Origin of the sequence: Chelativorans xinjiangensis (assembly GCF_009812055.1) — a bacterium.
GTDB classification, from domain to species: domain Bacteria; phylum Pseudomonadota; class Alphaproteobacteria; order Rhizobiales; family Rhizobiaceae; genus Chelativorans; species Chelativorans xinjiangense.
In genome coordinates, this window is sequence record NZ_WQNH01000001.1 from 147493 (window position 1) to 168068 (window position 20576).

The window sequence follows — 20576 nt, forward strand, 5'->3', positions numbered from 1 at the left end:
AGAGCTGCGCTTCAGCCGGCCGTGTGCCCGAGGGCGCTTTCGACCGCAGCGGCGGCGGCCTTGACCTGGTCGGCGTAGAAATCGAGCTTCCGCCGCGCCTTTTCCTCCGCCAGCACGATGGAGATGGTCGCGGCGCAGGTGCCGGCCGCATCGCGGATCGGCGAGGCGATGCAGGCGACGGAGAACTCCGAAGCGCCAAGCTGCACGGCCAGCCGGTTCTGGAAATCCTCACCCGCCTGCTCGGCCAGCCGCACCGCACCAAGCTCCGCCCGGCCTGTCGGCGAGGGCTGGGAATAGCGCTCGAAGGCCGCACGGCGTTCCTTCAGCGGCAGGTGCCCCAGAAGCAGCCGGCCAGAGGCCGTCCAGTTGACCGGGACCCTGGTGCCGACATCGGAGGAGATGCGGAAATGGCTGTCGCCGTCGGCCATGGCGGTGACCACCATCATGCCCTCGTCGCGGCTGCAGATCTGCACCGTCTCGCCGATGGCGGCGCACAGCCGCACCATCTCGCGTTTGGCCTCGACCAGAAGATCGACCTTGGCCTGATAGGCAAGGCCGTAGCGAAGAAGCCGCGGCCCGAGCCAGATCAGCCCGCCTTCCACTTTGGTCAGCATGCGGCGCGCGGTGAGCTCATCGACGATGGAATAGACCGTCGACATCGGCGCGCGGACAGACTTGGCGATGTCGTAGGCGCTCGCCGGCACGCCCTTCTCGGTCAGCGCGTCGAGAATCTGGATGGAACGCTCGATGCCGCTGACGCGCGAACGCGGCGCCTTCGCGGCCTTTTCCCGAACGTTTCTGTCCTCTACGGCCTTGTCCACTCTAACGTGTCCTGAATTAATGGAGCCTATTCCATGATTATGGAGATAGGCCACAAATCACAAGATGGAAACCATGTCCATGTCTTCCGATAACCAGGCCGACTGGTCCTTCTACGAGAAATCCGGGCTGACGCCGGTCATCAACGTCTCCGGCACGATGACCTCGCTCGGCGCCTCTATCGCCGTGTCACGGGCGGTGGAGGCGGTTGCCGGGATTCTGCCGCGCTTCGTTTTTATGCACGAGCTGCAGCGCATGGCGAGCGACACCATAGCCGAGGCCACCGGTGCGGAAGCCGGCTTCATAACGGCCTCAGCCTCGGCCGGCATCTCGCTCTCGGTCGCCGCGACGATCACCGGCATGGATGCCGGGCGGGCGGAGCTCCTGCCGCGGCGACCGGGCGAAAAGTGCGAGGCGGTCGTCCAGCTCGGCCATCTGTGCAACTACGGCGCCCCCGTCGGCCAGGCGGCCGAGCTTGCCGGCGCACGGCTGGTGCCCTTCGGCCAGTCGACCCATGTGCTCGACCATCAACTGCAGGCTGTCTTGGGCGAGGCTACCGCCTGCGGCCTCTACGTGGTCTCGCATCATGTCGTCGGGTACGGCCAGATGCCCCTTCCCCGTTTCGCCGAGCTGTGCCACGCCGCCGGTGTCCCCGTGATCGTCGACGCGGCGTCCGAGTACGATCTCCGCCGGTTCCTGCGCGAGGGCGCGGACCTCGTCATCTATTCGGCGCACAAGTTCCTCGGCGGGCCGACGGCCGGCATCGTCGCCGGCCGGCGCGACCTCGTCCGCGCCGCCTATCTGCAGAACCTCGGCATCGGCCGCGGCATGAAGGTCGGCAAGGAAAGCATCTTCGGCACGATTGCCGCGCTGAAGGCCTGGGCGGCGCGCGACCATGACGGGATCCGCCGCCGGGAGGCGGCGGCGCTTGCCCTGTGGCAGAAGGCACTCGCCGGACTTGCCGGCGTCAGAGCCGAGATCGTGCCCGACCCGACGGGCAATCCCCTCGACCGGCTCAGGATCTCCGTCGACAGCAGCGCCGCGGGGGCGAGCGCCATGGCCATCGGCGTGGCACTGGCGGGGGAAAGACCGGCCGTCATCGTCCGCGACCACGAGGCGGAGCTGGGCTACATCCAGCTCGACCCCTGCAACCTGGATGCCGGCCATGCCGAGATCGTCGCCGACCGCCTGCGGGCGGTCTTCGAAAGCGCCGCGCAAGGCGCCGTCGAAGAGCCGGACCCCGATCAACTGCGCAACCGCTCGGCGAGCGGATATCTTGCCTGGCTGGAGGAGTGATACCACCAGTGCTTAACTTTGACCGTTGGTGACGTGTCGGCGTTCAGGCCCGCTTCGCAGGAGCTTCAGCGAGGCTGAGCATGGATCCTCGGGTCAAGCCCCATACGCGCTAACATAAGTGCCGTCATCCCGGCCGAGCCCCCGGGTCTCGCCTTCGGCGAGCCCGAGGACAGGCTCCGCGAGAGCCGGGATCCATTCCGTGACATCACCGTTCCGGCCCGCTTCGCCGGAGCTTCAGCGAGGCGAGAATGGGTCCCGGACAGCCTCCGCCCTTGCGGGCTCCGGCTTCCGGGATGACGGTGGAGGGGAAGCCGCCGACGATCAAAGTTAAGCGCCAGTGGTATCAGTGCCCACGGGAGGCTTCGCCGTCCATCGCGCCAGTCAAAGAATCCGGAACACCTGCCCGCTGCCGGCGTCGCGGTAGAGGTCGACGCGGCTGCCGTTCCAGTGGTAGTCGAGGTGCCGGCCCTGCACGGGGGTTGACGCACAGTCGGGATAGAAAAGGCCGGCGCATTCGCCGCCGGCGTGACGCACGCTCGGATAGGCGATGCCGTTTGAGCCTTCCGCGTGGAGCGTGGCGGCCAGCGCCTGGGCGGCGGCATAGTCTTCGGGATCGAGCGTCGGCGCCCATTGCCCGGCCTCGCCGCGCAGGTCGTGCAGCCTCGCATCCACGTCGAGCACGATTTCGCGGAACTGCGAGGTCCAGCCGGGCGGCTCGCCGGTCGCGGCCATGAAGCGGCCGTGGTGGTGGATGGTCTCGAACAGCGCGGTCTCGAAGCGGCGGCCCGCATAGAGCACGCCGAAGCGGCCGGCGCTGAAGCGGCTCGGCCGGTCGGGGCTGACATGAACGAAGGGCGCCATCAGGTAGGACGCGCCGGGACCGGCCACGCGGCGGGCCGGCGGCACGAGGTCGAGATTGCCGATCGATTCCATCAGGCGCGGATTGGTCTTCTGCTCGGCCGAGAGAATGAGCGGCCAGTCGGCCGGGTCGGCGATATCCTCGAAAAGGTCTATGGGTGGAAAGACGCTGCGGACGATCCGCACCGCCCCTTTCCAGAAAACATGAGAGACGGGCGGGAGTGCAGCTGCGCTCACCAGCCGCCCCGTTCGGCGTCGAGATAGCGGCGCACGCGCATCAGGTCGGTCAGTTCGCCGCCCAGCATGATGTCGAGCGCGGAGCGGCCGCCGAAGGCGGCGTTCGGCTTGGCCACCCATTGATAGTCGCGCTGCGGTTCGCGGAAGATGATGCGCAGCGCCTTGTGGATGCCCATCAGGTTCGACAGCCGCGCCCTGCCGTCACGATCGATGCGGCCGATCTCGCCGGCCTTCCAGCGCCGGTAGGTGCGCACCGACAGATCGAGCAGCAGGCTCGCCTGCTCGTCGCTCAGCCCCCACCGGGCGAACAGGTTGACCGCGGCCCGGAACATCGCCGCTGCTTCCGCATCGGTGATCGGTGCGGGGACGAACTCCGGTGCGGCGGTATCGATCGGTTGCAAAACGGCCATCACGCTCTCCTTCAGGGGCATATATAGGCGGTTTAATGCCATTTGGCAAAATTTATCGATATCTGCGCCGAATGGCAACAGGCTGCGGCTATCAGCCTGTGGAACGCAGCCCCGAGAGGGTGACCACGACGAGCCGGTGCACCGCGGCATTGGACGGCAGGCCGCCTGCCGCCGTGAGGGCCTGGAGGCAGTAGGCCGCGAGTTCTGCGGGCGGGACGTCGGTCCTCAATTCGCCGGCCGCCGCACCCTCTTTCACCAGCTCTGCGATCATATCGCGCACCTGCCGCCGCGCCTGCGCCACCTTTTCGTCCCGATGCAGGAAGGCGACGAGCTCGCTGTCGTGGTGCCCCTGCCGTTGGTGCGTTTCGTGGACGATGAAGGCAAATGCCTCCAGCACGGCGGTAAGCCGCTCGCCGGCGCTGCCGGGCCGGTCCCGCGCCTCGGCGAGACGCTCGAGATGCCCCAGGACCCGGCGTGCATGCCAGGCGCGCAGGATCGTCTCCACGTCGGGAAAGTACTTGTAGAGCGTCGCCCGCCCGATTCCCGCCTTTTCGGCGATTTCGGACATCGTCACGGCCCGCAGACCGCGCTCGGCCACCAGCGTGGCGGCGGTGTCCGTGATCGCCTCATGCACCGCGCGCCGGTGCGACTCGATCGTATCGTTCCAAAGCTTCGGCATTCTTTCACCATAGGCGAGAAGACAGGAGCACGACATATTCGATTGAATATATACATAGTGTATTGAAAAAGGACATGGCGTATTGTAAAAACCCTATAGTCGCTTGCACATCCACACCCAAACGGAGGTTCGCACCCCGTGGCCGACCCAAACACGAACCGCGGCATTCCTCTCTGGGTGAAGGTGCAGGGCATCTTCGTTATTCTTCTCGTCCTGATCGTCATCGGCATGTTCACCGGCACTCTGAACTTCGGGCTGTTGCCGGGAGGTGGAGGTCACGGAATACCTGGGGGTGGCCACTGATGACCATCGCGCCCCGTCTCCGCAAAACGCTGATAACCGCCCACGTGGCCTTCTCGCTCGGATGGATCGGGGCGCTGACGGGCTTCCTAGTGCTCGCCGTCACCGGCCTGACCAGCCAAGATGCTCAGACGGTGCGTGCCGCCTATATCGCCAACGGGCTGATCACCTGGTATGCTATTGTCCCGCTGGCTTTCGCGTCGTTGCTGACAGGGATTCTCCAGGCGTTCCTCACGCCGTGGGGCCTACTGCGCAACTACTGGGTCATCTTCAAACTTGTCATCGTCGTCACCGCCACCGTCATGCTGATGGGCAAGACAAGCGGGATCGGCTATGTGGCCGACCTTGCGGCGGAGAGAGCGCTGTCCGGTGAGGATCTCCTCGGTCTGAGATACTCGATCACCGGGCACGCCCTGGGCGGGCTCGCGGTGCTGCTCTGGGCTGCCGCACTCGGTGTGTTCAAACCCCGAGGACTGACCGGGTTGGGCCGTCGCAAGCAGGCCGAAGAGCCCGCGCCTTCGCGGCCCTGAGAGTCGGCGACGCCGCTTCTCCCAACGACCTTCCACGTCGATGCCGGAGGGCTTAATATGCCCGCATGCAGGACGACATCATGGCGAATGACACCGGCGGAAAGAGAGCGGACTCCGGCTCGCGCGTTATCAAGGCGCCTCCGCAAACCATCTATCGGGCCTTCCTGGACCCCGAAGCCGTGGTGTCGTGGCGGCCGCCGGAAGGCATGAAAGCCCGGATCCACGCCTTCGACCCGCGCAAGGGCGGGACATTCCGAATGTCGTTCACCTATCCGGACACCGGCCATCGGACGCGCGGCAAGACATCCGAGCACGCCGACGTGTTTCGAGAGCGATTTCTCGAATTGATCCCCAACGAGCGTACCGTGGAACTGGTCGAATTCGAAACCGACGATCCCGCCTTCGCCGGCGCGATGACGGTGACGACGACCATGGCCCCCACTTTCGACGGCACCAAGGTCACGATCCTATGCGAGAACGTGCCCAGCGGGATACGGGCGGACGATCACGAGGCGGGCATCAGGTCGACGCTCCAAAACCTCGCCGCCTTCACGGAGTGAGGCCCGGAGCATCCGGCATCACACGGGCTGGTCTAAGTTGTTGTTTTGTCGCAATTCCGGACGGAAAACCGGTTTCCACTTTTCCTGGAATTGCTCTAGCGCCCGAAGTCCAGCCCTATCGCCTCTACCACCATTTCGATCTCATTTTGACTGAGTGTGATCGAAAACCGCTGTGTCGCATTCTTGGTGTAGATGTCGTCGCCGATGAATGTCACGGTCACGGCGCCGGCCTCATTGATCTCGATATCGCTCATACGGAGATCGCGGTTGAATAGAGCCTTCGGCAGGCCGGGGCGCTTCCCTGGTTGCACGGTCATCTTCATCGTTCCGCCTTTCGATGTGAACCAGTCACCGAAAGACCTGTGCAAGTGTGATGCCACCCATACTGGCCGATGCCTGTTCCAGAATGGCACCTCTGCCATAGAGAGTACCAGATCGAGACGATATTGCCTCGACCTAATCTCTGTCCCACTTGGCGATCCTATCCTTTGATTTGTCGCAATTCCTGACGGAAAATGGGGTTCAGTTTTCAGGAATTGCTCTTGGAGGTCATCGCTGCTTCGGCAGGTGGATGGAGTTTGCCACCTCGATCAGATGCGGCGCGATCTCGCCCCGCACCCTCGCGATGTCCCACCGGAGCGCGGAAGTCGAGCATTGCACGGCGGCCACAGGCCGGCCGTCGCCGGAAAGGATCGGCGCGGCAATGCCGATCTCGTTCATGATGTTCTCGCTTTCCGTCAGTCCGTATCCGTCTCTGGCGGCCTGCTCGATGGCCGCGGCGACCTTCGACCGGTCGAGCGTCGTGCGCGGCGTCGCCTGGACGATCGGCCATGTCTCGACCGCCCGCTTGCGGGCATCGGCGCTGAAGCAGGCGATCATCGCGCGGCCGCTGGAGGTGGTCAACGCCGGCAGCCGGCGTCCGACGACCATTGCGCCGAAGCTGGTAAGCTGCGTGGGGATACGGATCACATAGACGATTTCGCTGCCGTCGAGCCGCGCCGCGTTCACCCGCTCGCCGAGCTTGCGGCCGAGTTCGATCATCTTCGGCATGGCGAGTTGCACAAGCGGGTCCGACCACAGATAGGCGTTGGCCAGCTCCAGGTATTTCAGGGACGGGCTGTAGCGCCTGGTTTCCGGGTCCTTGTTCAGGTAGCCGATCTTGTGCAGCGTGTTGGTCAGCCTTTGCGCGGCGCTCTTGTCGAGGCCGGCCGCCTCGGCGAGCTCGGTCAGGCCCAACTCGGTGCGCCGCTCGTCGAAAACGCCCAGAATGCGCATTCCCTTCTCGAGCGAGCCGACGAACAGCGTATCCTGTTTTCCTTTAGACATCTAAATCCCCGCTCCTCTCCCCCAGAGCCTGCCGCTTCAGCCAGTCGCAGGCGGGGCGTTTCTTGACAAGCATAAATCACCCCAATACCATCAACCATAATACGGTTTTCCGTATTAATATATAATAAGAGTTGGGGATCAAACAGAGGGGCCGGCTGCATGCGCGCCGGTTTGGAACACATGAAACCATTTCTTCTTCTGAGCTCAGCCGCCCTGGCCGCATCGATGGCGAGCGGCAGCGCGATAGCCGACAAGGCCAGCGACACCTTGAGTGTTCCCTTTACGAAGGAGCTGGAATCGGTCGACAGCTATTTCAATTCCGCCCGCGAGGGCGTCATCCTGCAGCGCTCCATTTGGGACGGGCTTCTCTTCAGCGACCCGGAGACCGGGGAGTACAAGGGGAACCTCGCCACATCCTGGGAATGGGTGGACGACACCACGCTGGAACTGAAGCTGCGCGAAGGCGTCAAGTTCCACAATGGCGAGGAATTCGATGCCGACGACGTCGTCTACACGGTCAATTTCGTTGCCGACCCGGCGAATGGCGTTGTTACCCAGCGCAACGTCAACTGGATGAAGGAAGCGCTGAAGGTCGACAAGTACACGGTGCAGATCGTCACCAACGGCCCCTTCCCGGCCGCGCTCGAATATCTGGCCGGTCCCGTTTCCATCTACCCGAACGAGTATTATGCCGAGGTCGGTCCCGCCGGCATGGGCCTCAAGCCCGTCGGCACGGGCCCCTACAGGGTCGAAAGCGTCGAGCCGGGCAAGCATTTCGTGCTCAAGAAATACGAGGGTTATCACGACAGCCCCAAGGGCGAGGCCGTGATCGGCACCGTCGACATCCGCACCATACCGGATGTGAACACGCAGCTCGCCGAGCTGTTCAGCGGCGGCCTCGATTTCGTCTGGGGCGTCCCGTCGGACCAGGCGGAGAAGCTGGAGGCCATGGGGCGCTTCAACGTCGTCAACGAAAGCACCATGCGCATCGGCTATCTGGAGATGGACGCGGCCGGCCGCAGCGGCGCCGACAACCCGATGACGAAGCGCGCCGTGCGGCAGGCGATCAACCATGCGATCGACCGCCAGGCCATCGTCGACAACCTTCTGAAGGGCAAATCCAAGATCGTGAACTCAGCCTGCTTCCCCAGCCAGTTCGGCTGCGCGCAGGACGTTGCGACCTACGATTACGATCCCGAAAAGGCGAAGGCGCTGCTGGCGGAAGCGGGCTACTCCGACGGCCTGTCGGTCGACCTCTACGCCTATCGCGAGCGCGAATATGCCGAGGCGATGCTCGCTTATCTTGCCGAAGTGGGCATTAAGGCAAACCTCAAATACCTCCAGTATTCCGCGCTGCGCGACCTGCGCACCAACGGCCAGACCAGCCTCTCCTTCCAGACCTGGGGCTCGTATTCGATCAACGACGTCTCGGCCATCACCAGCCAGTTCTTCAAGTTCGGCGGCGAGGATTTCGCCCGCGACGAGGAGGTGCGGGACTGGCTCGAGACGGCCGACACTTCGGTCGATCCCGAGGTGCGCAAGGAATTCTACGCGAAAGCGCTGAAGAAAATCGCCGACGAGGCCTACTGGGTCCCGCTCTTCTCCTACAACGTGAACTACGTCTCCACGGAAGAGGTGGACTTCACCCCCTCCGCCGATGAGGTCGTCCGCTTCTTCCAGGTAAGCTGGCGGTAGGATCGAGGGCGGGCCGGGCAACAACGTCCGGCCCGCCGTTCCTTTCCGGGGAGCGACGATGCTGACTTTCGCGTTGAAAAGGCTGGGGCTGGCCGTGCTCGTGGCGCTGACCGTTTCGGCCGTCAGCTTCAGCCTTCTTTATCTGTCCGGCGACCCGGCGTCCGCGATGGCGGGGGAATCGGCGACATCGGCCGACATCGAGGCGCTCCGCAGGCTCTACGGCTTCGATCGGCCCTTCCTGGTGCAATATGCGGATTGGCTGTTCAGCGCCCTTCAAGGCGATTTCGGCCAGAGCTACTATTTCAAGCTGCCGGTCTCGCAGCTCATCGCCGACAGGCTCTCCATCACAATGCTGCTCGGCGTCTGCGGCATATCCTTCGCGCTTGTGACGGCGATCCCGCTCGGTGTCGCCGCGGCCGTGCGCCCCAACTCCTTCATCGACCGGACGGCGCTCTTCATCTCGGTCATGGGGCAGGCGCTGCCGAGCTTCTGGTTCGGCCTGGTGCTGATCGTCATCTTTTCCATCCAGCTCAACTGGCTGCCGCCTTCCGGCTCCGGCAGCTGGAAGAACTTCATCATGCCCACGGTTGTGCTCGGCTACTATGCGATGCCGGCGATCATGCGGCTTACGCGTGCCGGCATGCTGGAGGTGCTCAACGCCGATTATATCCGCACGGCGCGGGCCAAGGGCGCCGGAGAGTGGCGCGTGATGTTCAAGCACGCGCTGCGCAACGCGGTGGTTCCGGTGGTGAGCCTTGCCGCCGTCCAGATGGGCTTCATGCTGGGCGGGTCCATCGTGGTGGAATCGATCTTCGCCCTGCACGGCGCCGGCTACCTGGCATGGGAATCCATCGGCAGAAACGACCTGCCCACCGTGCAGGCCCTTATCCTCGTCTTCGCCGGCTTCTACATCGTCTTCACCTTCCTGTCGGACCTTGCCAACGCCTGGCTCGACCCGCGCATAAGGGTTGGCTGAGATGGCCCGCGACATCGATACATTGGCGGAGGAGATCCAGGGGCCGAGCCCCGCCGCCATCCTGCGCCGGCGCGTCTTCGGCCATTACGGCCTGCTCTTCGGCGCGACGGCCCTCCTCGTCATTGTCGCGCTCGCCGTCCTGGCGCCGCTTCTCGCCGGCCACGATCCCTATGCCCAGAGCCTGGTGGCGCGGATGAAGCCGCCTTTCTGGATGGAAGGCAGCGACCCCAACCATCTCTTGGGAACCGACCACCTGGGGCGCGACTACCTCGCCCGCCTGCTCTATGGCGCGCGCATCTCGCTCGCCATCGGCCTGATCGCGGCTCTCATTTCCGGCCTCATCGGCACCACGATGGGCGTGGCGGCGGGGTATTTCGGCGGCCGGGTCGATCTCGTCGTCACCTTCCTCGTCAATGTCCGGCTTGCGATGCCCGTCGTGCTCGTGGCGCTCGCCGTCGTTGCCGTGCTGGGCGGCTCGCTGCAGGTGGTGATCGTCGTTCTGGGCTTCCTCCTGTGGGATCGCTTCGCCGTCGTCATGCGCTCCTCGACGCTGCAGGTCCGCGGCCTTGAATACGTGAATGCGGCGAAGGCCATCGGCTGCTCGACGCGGCGCATCATCCTGTCCGAGATCATGCCCAACATCCTCAACAACCTGATCGTGGTCATGACGCTGGAGATGGCGCATGCGATCCTGCTCGAGGCCGCCCTCTCCTTCCTGGGCCTCGGCGTCCAGCCGCCCACGCCCTCCTGGGGCCTGATGATCTCGGAAGGCAAGCAGATGATGCTCTTCGAACCGTGGGTGATCGCCATTCCGGGCGTCGCCCTCTTCATCCTCGTCCTTGCCATCAATCTCCTGGGCGATGGGCTGCGCGACATCACCGCGCCGGAAAACAGAAGTTAGGAGGGCGGGGTGAGCGAAGAACCGATTCTCGCCGTTGAGGGCCTGACGATCGACATCCCCATGGCGCAGGGCACGCTCCACGCCGTGCGCGGGATCGATTTCGAGCTCAATCGCGGCGAAACGCTGTGCATTGTCGGCGAGTCGGGCAGCGGCAAGTCGCTTACCTCACTTGCGGTCATGGGCCTGCTTCCCAAGCGGCTCGAATGCGCGGCCCGCAAGCTCGCCTTCCGCGGCACGGAACTGCAGGGCCTGCCGGCGAGCGCGATGCGCCAGCTGCGCGGCAACCGCATGGCGATGATCTTCCAGGAGCCGATGACCTCGCTGAACCCGGCCTATACGATCGGCGACCAGCTCGCGGAGGCGCTGCTTTTGCACCGGCGGGTCAGCAAGGCCGAGGCCCGCGCTCGGGCGGTGGAGCTTTTGGGCAAGGTGGGCATTACCGCCGCGGGAAGCCGCCTCTCCCAATATCCGCACCAGCTATCGGGCGGCTTGCGCCAGCGCGTGATGATCGCCATGGCGCTCATGTGCGAGCCGGAGCTGGTCATCGCAGACGAGCCGACCACGGCGCTCGACGTCACTATCCAGGCGCAGATCCTGCGCCTGCTTGTCGATCTGCAGCGGGAGATGAACATGGCGATGATCCTCGTCACGCACGACCTCGGCGTCGTCGCCCGCGTGGCCGACAAGGTGGCGGTGATGTATGCGGGCGAGGTGGTCGAACAGGGGACGGCCAAGGAGATATTCGGGCACCCCAGCCACCCCTATACGCAAGGCCTCCTGCGCTGCATCCCCGTGCCCGGCCGAACGAAGCCAGGCGAGCATCTGGGTTCCATCCCCGGCATCGTCCCCTCGCTCATCGGCAAGGTAGAGGGCTGCGCCTTCCGCACGCGCTGCGATCTCGCCGAGAGCGCCTGCGCGAAGCCGGTCCCCATCCACCGGACGCAGGGCGGCCACGCCTGGCGCTGCATTCATTCCCGCACGAAAAAGGCCGACACGGAAAGGATGCCCGCATGAGCGCCGCTGGCTCTTCCCCGCCGGTGCTGGAGCTTGCCGGCGTCACCAAGACCTACCGCGTCAAGCAAGGCCTGTTTTCCAAGCCGAAGCCCCTTCAGGCAGTGGGCGGCGTCGATCTGCGCATTCGCAAGAAGGATGTGCTCGGCCTCGTCGGGGAATCGGGATGCGGCAAGTCCACGCTGGCGAAAATTCTCCTCGGCCTCGAAGCGCCGACATCCGGCCGGGTGATGGTGGACGGCATCGAGGCCGCCGGCCAGGATCGCACGCTTCTCGCCCGGCGCATCCAGCCCATCTTCCAGGACCCCTACTCCTCGCTCAACCCGCGCAAGAGCATCGAGGACATCATCGCCCTGCCGCTCGTGGTCCACAAGGTCGGCGACAGCGCCGGCCGCGCGCAGGCGGTCTCCAAGATGCTCGATCTGGTCGGCCTGCCGCAACGCGTGCGCCGGGGCTATCCGAACCAGCTTTCCGGCGGCCAGCGGCAGCGTGTCGCCATCGCCCGCGCGCTGGTGATGAAGCCGGAGATCGTCATCTGCGACGAGCCGACCTCCGCGCTCGACGTCTCGGTCCAATCGCAGATCCTCAATCTTCTTGGCGATCTGCGTGAGGAATTGTCGCTTACCTATCTCTTCATCAGCCACAACCTGGCGGTGGTCGAGCATCTGGCGACGCGGGTAGCGGTGATGTATCTGGGCAGGATCGTCGAGGAGGCGCCGGCGGCGGACCTTTTCGCCGAGCCGCGCCACCCCTATACCAAGGCGCTATTGGCATCGGTGCTGACGCCCGACCCGTCGATGTCCGTCCCCGACACGCATCTCGGCGCCTCCTATCCGAACCCCATAGCGCCGCCGGGCGGCTGTCATTTCCACCCGCGCTGCGCGGCGGTCCGCGACATTTGCAAGACGGTGCCGCCGCCGCATGTTTCGAGTGCAGAGGGCCATGTCGACTGCCATCTTTACGCGGAACGGACACAGGCGGCCTAGACCGGTTCATCGTTTCACGGAATCGATGAACTGGTCTAACTCATTGTTTTGTCGCAATTCCGGACGGAAAACCGGTTTCCACTTTTCCTGGAATTGCTCTAACCGGCAGGAACACTCAGGGCAGGAAGATGAGCAATTTCTCGCGTTCGCAATCCGTACGCAAACACGTTGCCGCGACCAGGGCCGGCGTCGTGGCAGCCCAACACCGGCGCGCCGCCGAGACGGGCGCCGCCATACTCGAAGCGGGCGGCGACGCTGTCGACGCGGCGGTCGCGACCTCCTTCGCCATCGGCGTGGTCGAGCCGTGGATGAGCGGCCCCGCCGGCGGCGGCGCCATGGTCATCTGGCGTGAAGACGAGCAGAAGGCTTACACGATCCAGTTCGGCATGCGCTCGCCGAAGGGTCTCGACCCGGCGGAATACCCCCTCGCGGGCTACGGAAAGTCCTCCGATCTCTTTCCCTGGCCGGCGGTCGAGGACGACCGCAACGTCCAGGGCGCGACCGCCATCGCCGTGCCCGGCACCGTTGCCGGCATGGAACTCGCGCACCGGCAATACGGCACGATCGAATGGCGGGCGCTTCTTGGGCCGGCTGTCGGTCTTGCGAAAGAGGGGATGCTGATCGACTGGTATGCCTCCCTCCTGATCGCCTCCACGGCGCGAGAGCTGGCGAAGGACGCGGACGCGGCGGCCATCTTCCTCGACGAGGGGCAATGGCCGATCATCGCCGGCTGGACGGCCCTTTCGGAGCGGCGGCTGGATCAGTCCCGCATGGCCGATACCCTGGCACGCCTTGCGGAAGCCGGCGCCCGCGACTTCTATGAAGGCGACATCGCAACGAGCCTTGCCGCCGACATTCGCGCCAAGGGCGGGTGTCTTGCCCGCGAGGATCTTGCCGCCTATCGCGCCCGCCTGACGCCGACCATCGACGTTCGCTATCGCGGCGGGATTGTCCACGCGCCCGAGGGCCTGACGGCGGGGGCGAACCTTGCCGAGTGCCTCGCCATGATGGAGGAGGCGTTCACACCGGGCGCCTCCCCCGACGGGAAAAGCTTCGCCACGATAGGCCGCGCGCTCGGCATGACCTACCGCCGCAGGCTCGCCGAGATGGGCGACCTCGACGCCCCGCACGCGCCGTCCTGCACCACGCATTTCAGCGTCGTCGACCGCAACGGCAATATGTGCGCGGTGACGCAGACGCTGCTTTCCATCTTCGGCTCGCGCGTCGTCTCGCCCTCGACCGGGCTTCTGATGAACAACGGCATCATGTGGTTCGACCCGGAGCCCGGCAAGCCGAACTCGCTGGCGCCCGACAAGGGCTGCCTGATGAATGTCTGCCCGACCATCGGCGAGAAGGACGGCCGCCGCTTCGCCATCGGCGCCTCCGGCGGGCGCAAGATCCTGCCGGCCGTGCTCAACCTCACGTCCTTCATGATGGACTTCGGTATGTCGCTGGAAGACGCCTTCCATCATCCGCGCATCGACAACAGCGGCGGCGGCACGATCGTCGCCGACGAAGCGCTTTCGCGGGAGATCGTCCGGGCGCTCGAAGAGGTTCATCCGACCGTCACCGCCAAGCGCACGGTTTTCCCCTACGCCTTCGCCTGTCCGGCGGGCGTGGTGCGGGAGAACGGAATGAACATGGGCTGCACCGAGATCATGTCGCCATGGGGCGACGCCGTGGCCGAGAAAGAGGACGCCTGACATGACCACACGGGAAAGCGCGATCGCGCGCATCGACGACTATCTGGCCTCGGGCGGCTTCGTCGAGGAACTGGGGCGCATGGTCGCCTACGAGACCGAAAGCCAGGCGCCGGAGCAGCGGCCGGAGCTGCTGCGCTACCTCACGGAGGAGATAGCCCCCAAAATCGAAGCGCTGGGCTTCACCCATCGCATCATGGACAATCCGGTCTCAGCGGGTGTGCCGTTCCTCTTCGCCGAACGCATCGAGGATCCCTCCTTCGAGACGGTCCTCGTCTACGGCCATGGCGACGTCATCCGCGCCCAGACGGCGCAGTGGCGGGAGGGGCTTCATCCGTTCAAGCTCGTCGTCGAGGGAGACCGCGTCTATGGGCGCGGCACCGCCGACAACAAGGGCCAGCACTGCATCAACATCGCCGCGCTTCGCGCCGTTCTCGCGGAGCGCGGCCAGCTCGGCTTCAACTGCAAGATCGTCATCGAGATGGGCGAGGAGTGCGGCTCGCCGGGCCTTGCCGAACTGTTCCGGCGGAACAAGGCCCTTTTTTCCGCCGACGTGCTCATCGCCTCGGACGGGCCACGCCTCCATCCTGAGCGGCCGACGCTCTTCATGGGCTCACGCGGCGGCGTCAATTTCGACCTGCGCGTGAACTTGCGCGAGGGGGCGCATCACTCGGGCAATTGGGGCGGTCTCCTCAAGGATCCGGCGATCGTGCTCGCGCATGCGATCGCGACGATCGTCGACCGGCGCGGGCAGATCAAGGTGCCGGAATGGCGGCCGGACAGCCTGACGCCGGCGGTCCGCGAGGCCCTCGCGGACTGCCCCGTCGGCGGCTATGAAGGCCCGACGATCGACCTGGACTGGGGCGAAGAGGCCCTCACGCCCTCTGAGCGGGTGTTCGGCTGGAACAGCTTTGCCGTCCTTGCCCAGACGAGCGGCGTGCCGGAAGCGCCCGTCAACGCCATATCGGCAAAAGCCAACGCCCATTGCCAGCTTCGCTACGTCGTGGGCACGGACCCGGACGACATCCTGCCGGCGCTGCGCCGCCATCTCGACAGGCACGGCTTTTCAGAGGTCGAGGTCATCCCCGCCGACCGCGGCTTCTTCCGCGCCACGCGCCTCGATCCGGACCACCCGTGGGTGGCACGGGTGAAGGAGTCCATAGCGGCAACCACCGGCAAGAAGCCGGCGGTGCTGCCCAACCTCGCCGGCTCACTACCCAACGACACCTTCGCGGAGATCCTGGGCCTTCCCACCGTCTGGGTTCCCCACTCCTATCCAGGCTGTTCCCAGCACGCGCCGAACGAGCATGCCCTTCTTTCGATGACGAAGGAGGCGCTGGAGCTCATGACGGGGTTGTTCTGGGACATCGGGGAGCGTGGTTGAGCTATGCGAGCGCGCCCCGATATTACAGCGGCGCCACGCGAGCGGCACAGTATTTGAATTCCGGAATCTTGCCGTAGGGGTCTAGCATCGGGTTGGTCAGCTCGTTGGCCGGGCTTTCGTTGAAGCAGAAAGGCATGAATACCATGCCGTCGGCTACTTCCCGGTCGGCGCGCAGGATCGCCTCGACCGTTCCCCGCCGGGTTTGCACCTCGATAACGTCGCCCTGCGTCAGGCCTTGTCTGGCGATTTCGCGCGGGTTCATCGCGGCTATGCCGTAGGGCTCCAGGGCGTCCAGCACGCCGGCGCGACGCGTCATCGCACCGGTGTGCCAATGCTCGAGCAGGCGGCCCGTCGTAAGCACGAGCGGATACTGCTCGTCGGGCACCTCGGCCGGCGGCAGCAGGTCGGCTGGCGTGATCCGGCCGCGGCCGTCGGAGGTCGGGAATCCTTCCGTGAAGATGATCTCGTTGCCGGGCTTGTCCTCGGCGTCCGCCGGATAAATGACCGATCCCTCCCGCTCCACGCGCTCCCAGGAAATATGCTTCAGCGAAGGCATCACGCTCGCCATTTCGGTGTAGACATCCGACACATGGCCATAGCTCCAGTCGAGGCCGATGCGCCGGGCGATCTCGACGATCAGTTCCCAGTCCTGCCTGGCCTCGCCGGGCGGATCGAGCACGGGACGGCCGATCTGCACCTGGCGGTTGGTGTTGGTATAGGTGCCGATCTTCTCGGCGTGGGCGGAGGCGGGCAGCACCACATCGGCGTGCCACGCGGTCTCGGTCAGGAAGATGTCCTGCACCACGAGATGCTCGAGCATGGCCAGCGCCTCGCGCGCATGGGTCTGGTCGGGGTCCGACATGGCCGGGTTCTCGCCCATGATGTACATGCCCTTGATCTCGCCCTCGTGGATGGCATCGACGATCTCCACCACGGTGAGGCCGCGCTTGGGGTCCAGCGTCTGGCCCCAGAAATTCTCGTACTGGCCGCGGATGTCGATATTCTCGACCGACTTGTAGTCGGGGAAGTACATCGGGATGAGGCCGGCGTCGGAGGCGCCCTGGACGTTGTTCTGGCCACGCAGGGGGTGGAGCCCGGTGCCGGGCCTGCCGACATGGCCGGTGATCAGCGCAAGCGCGATCAGGCAGCGTGAATTGTCGGTCCCGTGCGTGTGCTGGGAGATGCCCATGCCCCAGAAGATGATCGAGCGCTCGGATTTCGCATAGGTGCGCGCGACATCGCGCAGCGTGGCGGCATCGATGCCGCAGACCTCCGCCATCGCCTCGGGCGAGAAATCCTTCACCTTCTCTTTCAAGGCCTCGAAGCCCGAGACATTGGCCTGGATATACTGCTCGTCGTAGAGCTTTTCCTCGATGATCGTATGGATCAGAGCGTTCAGAAGGGCAACGTCGGTGCCCGGCTTGAACTGCAGCGCATGGCTGGCATGGCGCATCAGGTCCTGGCGGCGCGGATCTATGACGATCAGCTTCTTGCCCTGCTTGGCGGCCTGCTTGAAATAGGTTGCCGCCACCGGATGGTTGACGGTCGGGCGCGCGCCGATGACGATGATGCAGTCGGCCTTGAGCGCATCGTTGAACGGCGCCGAGACGGCACCGGAGCCGACGCCTTCCATGAGTGCGGCCACCGAGGATGCGTGGCAAAGCCGGGTGCAGTGGTCGACATTGTTGGTGCCGAAGCCCTGGCGCACCAGCTTCTGGAACAGGTAGGCCTCCTCATTCGAGCCCTTGGCCGAGCCGAAACCGGCCAGCGCCTTGCCGCCATGGGTCTTCAGGAGCGCGGTCAAACCGCCGGCGGCGCGCGCCAGCGCCTCTTCCCAGGTCGCCTCGCGGAAGACGGTCAGCGGATCGACGCCGCGCAGGTCGATGTCGCCAGCCTTCGGCGCATCGTCGCGGCGGATGAGCGGCTTGGTGAGGCGCTCGGGCGACATGACGTAGTCGAAGCCGAAGCGGCCCTTGACGCACAGCCTGTTCTCGTTGGCATAGCCGTTGCGGCCGTCGACCTGGACAATTCTGTTGTCCTTCACCGCCACTTTTGTCTGGCAGCCGACGCCGCAGAACGGGCAGAGCGTGTCCACTACCTTGTCGAAAGTCTGGACGGCGCGGGTCTTGCCCGCCTTGTCCATCAGCGACTTCTCATAAAGGGCGCCCGTCGGGCAGGCCTGCACGCATTCGCCGCAGGTCACGCAGGTCGAGAGGCCCATGGGGTCATGGATGTCGAAGACCGGCACGGAATGGTTGCCGCGCTCGGCCATGCCGATCACGTCGTTGACCTGCACTTCGCGGCAGGCGCGCACGCAGGCGCCGCAGGCGATGCAGGCATCGAGATTGACGGCGATCGCAGGGTTGGTGACGTCGAACTCCGGGGCGACATCGTCGGATGCGAATTTGGAGCCGAAGCGATCGCTTCCGGAAATGCCCATGGAGGAGGCCCATTGCCAGAAGGCGGACTGGTTGTCCGGTCCCGCTGCGGCGGGTCGCATGTTGCTGGCCAGAAGCTCGAACACCATGGCGCGCGATTTCTCGGCGCGTTCGGTGTCCGTGTGCACGACCATGCCTTCGGCCGGCTTGCGGATGCAGGAGGCGGCGAGCACGCGTTCGCCCTCGATGTCGACCATGCAGGCGCGGCAGTTGCCGTCCGGGCGATAACCGGGCATGTCGACGTGGCACAGATGCGGAATGCGCGTGCCTTCGCGCTTGGCCACGTCCCAGATGGTCTCGCCTTCGGCGGCGGTGACCGGCTTTCCGTCGAGCGTGAAGGTGATCTGGCTGGTCATCTCAAAGGTCGTCCCGGAAATGAGTCAGAAGGTGGTTGACCGGATTGGGCGCAGCCTGGCCCAAGCCGCAGATGGAGGCGTCGCGCATCACCATTTCGAGGTCGCGGATGGCGGTCTCGTCGGGTGTGTCCTGCTTCTTGAGCAAGGTGACCATCTTCTCGGTCCCCTCGCGGCAGGGCGTGCACTGGCCGCAGCTTTCGTGCTTGAAGAACTTCAGGAGGTTGAGCGTCACGTCCTTGATGTTGTCCGCCTGCGAGAAGACGACGACCGCATGCGAGCCGACGAAAGCACCCTGCTTGGCGAGTTCGCCGCCGAAATCGAGCGGAATGTCGCCCATCGATGCCGGGAGCACGCCGCCGGACGCGCCGCCCGGCAGATAGGCCTTGAACTCGTGGCCCTCGGCCATGCCGCCGCAATAGTCATCGATCAGCTCGCGGACGGTGATGCCGGCGGGCGCCAGCTTCACCCCCGGCTCGCGCACGCGCCCGGAGACCGACCATGAGCGGACGCCCGGATGATCGGGCCTGCCCTGTTCTGCGAACCACTCCGCGCCATGCTCGACGATGTCGCGGATCCACCACAGCGTCTCAACATTGTGGTTGAGCGTCGGGCGCCCGAACAGGCCGACCTCGGCGATATAGGGCGGGCGATGGCGCGGCAGGCCGCGCTTGCCCTCGATGCTTTCCAGCATCGCGCTTTCCTCGCCGCAGATATAGGCGCCGGCGCCGCGGCGCAGCTCGATGAAACCCGGCACGATGAGGCCGGCTTCCTCCAGGGCGGCGATCTCGGTGCGCAGGATGTGGAGGACCGCGGGATATTCGTCCCGCATGTAGAAATAGATGCGCTCCGCCTCGACCGCGTGCGCGGCGATCAACGCGCCCTCCAAGGTGCGGTGCGGATCGCTTTCCAGATAGATGCGGTCCTTGAACGTGCCCGGCTCGCCCTCGTCGCCGTTGATCGACATCAGTCGCGGACCGGGGAAGGAGCGCACGATGCTCCATTTCCTGCCGGCCGGGAAACCGGCGCCGCCCAGTCCGCGAAGGCCGGCACTCTGCATTGTCTCGATGATGTCGTCCGTGCTGGCTTCCCCGGCCCTCACCTTGCCCAGAAGCTGATAGCCGCCGGCAGCGCGATAGGCGTCGAGGCCGATATAGGCGGGAATCACGACCTTCGTGTCGCCCGAACGCGCCAGATCGATCAGCGTCTGGCTATCGGCATGATCGACTTCACGATCGCCGATGCGTGCGGCCGGCGCGCCGGCGCACCGCCCCATGCAGGGCGCGCGCACCACGCGCACCGCCTGCGGATCGACGGCGGCGGAAAGCTCATCGAGCAGGCCCTCGGCCCCTGCCAGCATGCAGCTTATGGAATCGCAGACGCGGATCGTCAGCGGCGCCGGCTGCGCCTCGCCTTCCTTGACGATATCGAAGTGATCGTAGAACGAGGCCACCTCGTACACCTCGGCCTGCGACAGACGCATTTCCTCGGCCAGCGCCCGCAGATGCGGAGCGGTCAGGCATCCGTATCGATCCTGGATCAGATGCAGGAACTCGATCAGCAGGTCGCGGCGGCGGGCGCGGCTTCCAAGAAGTGCCTGGATGTCGCGCAACGCCGCCTCATCGAGCGCGCGTCCCTTGGGTCCACGGTCGCGGCCGCGCCGATCTCTAGCGACCCCTGCCCGTCCGTTGCGGGACGCATTGCTCCCCGTCAAATCGGCAGGCACATCGGTACTCCCACTATCGTGCAAACACCTTCCTCCCTCATCACTGCGAACCGGTCCGGTTTCCTCGCGCGTACGAACCGCATACTGCCTGAAATAGTTAGCAGAACCGGAAGTCTTTGCGGAACAGTCCTATGGGTCCGCTCGCCTCTCGATCAGGAAGGTTATCCTGTCTCCGTCGCGCGCGATGTTCTCAATGCGATCACCTGTTTCGCTAATGAGATTAGGGATATCGATGGCGGCAAGCGGATCCGTGCATTGGACCTCGAGCCGATCTCCCGGCTCGATCCTGCCCAGCGCCCTGCGCGTTTTTAACGCAGGTAAGGGACACTTCAATCCCGTCAAGTCCAGTTGGATCGTGGTCATACGCGTCAGGATGACGAGGCGCGCGCAC

The 20576-nt window shown here is 65.1% G+C and carries 20 protein-coding genes; 11 read left to right on the forward strand and 9 right to left on the reverse strand.

The window, feature by feature from the left end; genetic code table 11:
* Positions 1-11: 11 nt before the first annotated feature.
* Positions 12-821, reverse strand: a complete 810-nt coding sequence (locus GM910_RS00640; protein ID WP_159585518.1) for an IclR family transcriptional regulator — start codon at positions 819-821, stop codon at positions 12-14.
* 73 nt (positions 822-894) lie between these two features.
* Here GM910_RS00640 and GM910_RS00645 point away from each other — a divergent pair, with 73 nt between their 5' ends.
* Entirely contained in the window at positions 895-2115 is a 1221-nt protein-coding gene (locus GM910_RS00645) for an aminotransferase class V-fold PLP-dependent enzyme (protein ID WP_425482637.1), read from the forward strand.
* A gap of 381 nt (positions 2116-2496) precedes the next feature.
* On the opposite strand, the gene GM910_RS00650 is transcribed toward GM910_RS00645, so the two are convergent.
* The 3 genes from GM910_RS00650 to GM910_RS00660 form a co-directional block, all read right to left on the reverse strand.
* Complete coding sequence (locus GM910_RS00650) at positions 2497-3210, reverse strand: RES family NAD+ phosphorylase (protein WP_425482638.1); 714 nt, start codon at positions 3208-3210, stop codon at positions 2497-2499.
* The gene (locus GM910_RS00655; RefSeq protein WP_159585524.1) at positions 3207-3620 is read right to left on the reverse strand and encodes an MbcA/ParS/Xre antitoxin family protein; all 414 of its coding nucleotides are present in this window, start codon (positions 3618-3620) and stop codon (positions 3207-3209) included. The genes GM910_RS00650 and GM910_RS00655 overlap by 4 nt, the downstream gene beginning before the upstream one ends.
* Positions 3621-3711: 91 nt before the next feature.
* A complete protein-coding gene (locus tag GM910_RS00660) occupies positions 3712-4299 on the reverse strand; it encodes a TetR/AcrR family transcriptional regulator (RefSeq protein WP_159585526.1) in 588 nt (195 codons plus the stop codon).
* A 138-nt stretch (positions 4300-4437) separates the two neighbouring features.
* Between GM910_RS00660 and GM910_RS00665 the strand changes: the two genes are divergently transcribed.
* The 3 genes from GM910_RS00665 (at position 4438) to GM910_RS00675 (ending at position 5689) form a co-directional block, all read left to right on the forward strand.
* On the forward strand, positions 4438-4602 hold the full coding sequence (locus tag GM910_RS00665) for a hypothetical protein (protein ID WP_159585528.1): 165 nt from the start codon (positions 4438-4440) through the stop codon (positions 4600-4602).
* Positions 4602-5129 carry a hypothetical protein gene (locus GM910_RS00670; protein WP_201285377.1) on the forward strand — a complete coding sequence of 176 codons (528 nt, stop codon included), beginning with the start codon at positions 4602-4604 and terminating at the stop codon, positions 5127-5129. The genes GM910_RS00665 and GM910_RS00670 overlap by 1 nt, the downstream gene beginning before the upstream one ends.
* Before the next feature lie 80 nt (positions 5130-5209).
* A complete protein-coding gene (locus GM910_RS00675) occupies positions 5210-5689 on the forward strand; it encodes an SRPBCC family protein (protein WP_159585530.1) in 480 nt (159 codons plus the stop codon).
* A 95-nt stretch (positions 5690-5784) separates the two neighbouring features.
* On the opposite strand, the gene GM910_RS00680 is transcribed toward GM910_RS00675, so the two are convergent.
* Both GM910_RS00680 and GM910_RS00685 read right to left on the reverse strand, forming a co-directional pair.
* Positions 5785-6012 carry a hypothetical protein gene (locus tag GM910_RS00680; RefSeq protein ID WP_159585532.1) on the reverse strand — a complete coding sequence of 76 codons (228 nt, stop codon included), beginning with the start codon at positions 6010-6012 and terminating at the stop codon, positions 5785-5787.
* A gap of 226 nt (positions 6013-6238) precedes the next feature.
* Positions 6239-7015 (reverse strand): IclR family transcriptional regulator, encoded by a 777-nt coding sequence (locus GM910_RS00685; RefSeq protein WP_159585534.1) that lies wholly within the window; start codon positions 7013-7015, stop codon positions 6239-6241.
* A gap of 180 nt (positions 7016-7195) precedes the next feature.
* Between GM910_RS00685 and GM910_RS00690 the strand changes: the two genes are divergently transcribed.
* The 7 genes from GM910_RS00690 to GM910_RS00720 all read left to right on the forward strand — a co-directional run bounded on the left by GM910_RS00690 (position 7196) and on the right by GM910_RS00720 (position 15668).
* Complete coding sequence (locus tag GM910_RS00690) at positions 7196-8710, forward strand: ABC transporter substrate-binding protein (RefSeq protein ID WP_159585536.1); 1515 nt, start codon at positions 7196-7198, stop codon at positions 8708-8710.
* A 58-nt stretch (positions 8711-8768) separates the two neighbouring features.
* Complete coding sequence (locus GM910_RS00695) at positions 8769-9686, forward strand: ABC transporter permease (protein WP_159585538.1); 918 nt, start codon at positions 8769-8771, stop codon at positions 9684-9686.
* Position 9687: 1 nt separating this feature from the next.
* Positions 9688-10587 (forward strand): ABC transporter permease, encoded by a 900-nt coding sequence (locus tag GM910_RS00700; protein ID WP_159585540.1) that lies wholly within the window; start codon positions 9688-9690, stop codon positions 10585-10587.
* A 60-nt stretch (positions 10588-10647) separates the two neighbouring features.
* Positions 10648-11601, forward strand: coding sequence for an ABC transporter ATP-binding protein (locus tag GM910_RS00705; protein WP_159585760.1), 954 nt, complete (start codon positions 10648-10650; stop codon positions 11599-11601).
* On the forward strand, positions 11598-12584 hold the full coding sequence (locus GM910_RS00710; RefSeq protein WP_159585542.1) for an ABC transporter ATP-binding protein: 987 nt from the start codon (positions 11598-11600) through the stop codon (positions 12582-12584). Before GM910_RS00705 ends, GM910_RS00710 begins: the two co-directional genes overlap by 4 nt.
* Positions 12585-12712: 128 nt before the next feature.
* A complete protein-coding gene (locus tag GM910_RS00715) occupies positions 12713-14287 on the forward strand; it encodes a gamma-glutamyltransferase (RefSeq protein ID WP_159585544.1) in 1575 nt (524 codons plus the stop codon).
* Position 14288: 1 nt separating this feature from the next.
* Positions 14289-15668: a M20 family metallopeptidase gene (locus tag GM910_RS00720; protein WP_159585546.1), complete on the forward strand. Its 1380-nt coding sequence runs from the start codon at positions 14289-14291 to the stop codon at positions 15666-15668.
* A gap of 22 nt (positions 15669-15690) precedes the next feature.
* On the opposite strand, the gene fdhF is transcribed toward GM910_RS00720, so the two are convergent.
* From fdhF to GM910_RS00735, 3 genes are all read right to left on the reverse strand, one after another.
* Positions 15691-18462, reverse strand: a complete 2772-nt coding sequence (gene fdhF / locus GM910_RS00725; protein WP_159585548.1) for a formate dehydrogenase subunit alpha — start codon at positions 18460-18462, stop codon at positions 15691-15693.
* Position 18463: 1 nt separating this feature from the next.
* Positions 18464-20173 carry an NADH-ubiquinone oxidoreductase-F iron-sulfur binding region domain-containing protein gene (locus GM910_RS00730; protein WP_159585761.1) on the reverse strand — a complete coding sequence of 570 codons (1710 nt, stop codon included), beginning with the start codon at positions 20171-20173 and terminating at the stop codon, positions 18464-18466.
* A 141-nt stretch (positions 20174-20314) separates the two neighbouring features.
* Entirely contained in the window at positions 20315-20548 is a 234-nt protein-coding gene (locus tag GM910_RS00735; protein ID WP_159585550.1) for a sulfurtransferase TusA family protein, read from the reverse strand.
* Positions 20549-20576: the final 28 nt, after the last annotated feature.

Coding starts and splice junctions, on each gene's coding strand:
- GM910_RS00705 (WP_159585760.1), top strand. CDS start 10,648: ATGGCGCAGGGCACGCTCCACGCCGTGCGCGGGATCGATTTCGAGCTC.
- GM910_RS00685 (WP_159585534.1), bottom strand. CDS start 7,015: ATGTCTAAAGGAAAACAGGATACGCTGTTCGTCGGCTCGCTCGAGAAG.
- GM910_RS00680 (WP_159585532.1), bottom strand. CDS start 6,012: ATGAAGATGACCGTGCAACCAGGGAAGCGCCCCGGCCTGCCGAAGGCT.
- GM910_RS00715 (WP_159585544.1), top strand. CDS start 12,713: ATGAGCAATTTCTCGCGTTCGCAATCCGTACGCAAACACGTTGCCGCG.
- GM910_RS00720 (WP_159585546.1), top strand. CDS start 14,289: ATGACCACACGGGAAAGCGCGATCGCGCGCATCGACGACTATCTGGCC.
- GM910_RS00695 (WP_159585538.1), top strand. CDS start 8,769: ATGCTGACTTTCGCGTTGAAAAGGCTGGGGCTGGCCGTGCTCGTGGCG.
- GM910_RS00690 (WP_159585536.1), top strand. CDS start 7,196: ATGAAACCATTTCTTCTTCTGAGCTCAGCCGCCCTGGCCGCATCGATG.
- GM910_RS00655 (WP_159585524.1), bottom strand. CDS start 3,620: ATGGCCGTTTTGCAACCGATCGATACCGCCGCACCGGAGTTCGTCCCC.
- GM910_RS00735 (WP_159585550.1), bottom strand. CDS start 20,548: ATGACCACGATCCAACTGGACTTGACGGGATTGAAGTGTCCCTTACCT.
- GM910_RS00660 (WP_159585526.1), bottom strand. CDS start 4,299: ATGCCGAAGCTTTGGAACGATACGATCGAGTCGCACCGGCGCGCGGTG.
- GM910_RS00645 (WP_425482637.1), top strand. CDS start 895: ATGTCCATGTCTTCCGATAACCAGGCCGACTGGTCCTTCTACGAGAAA.
- GM910_RS00700 (WP_159585540.1), top strand. CDS start 9,688: ATGGCCCGCGACATCGATACATTGGCGGAGGAGATCCAGGGGCCGAGC.
- GM910_RS00710 (WP_159585542.1), top strand. CDS start 11,598: ATGAGCGCCGCTGGCTCTTCCCCGCCGGTGCTGGAGCTTGCCGGCGTC.
- GM910_RS00675 (WP_159585530.1), top strand. CDS start 5,210: ATGGCGAATGACACCGGCGGAAAGAGAGCGGACTCCGGCTCGCGCGTT.
- fdhF (WP_159585548.1), bottom strand. CDS start 18,462: ATGACCAGCCAGATCACCTTCACGCTCGACGGAAAGCCGGTCACCGCC.
- GM910_RS00670 (WP_201285377.1), top strand. CDS start 4,602: ATGACCATCGCGCCCCGTCTCCGCAAAACGCTGATAACCGCCCACGTG.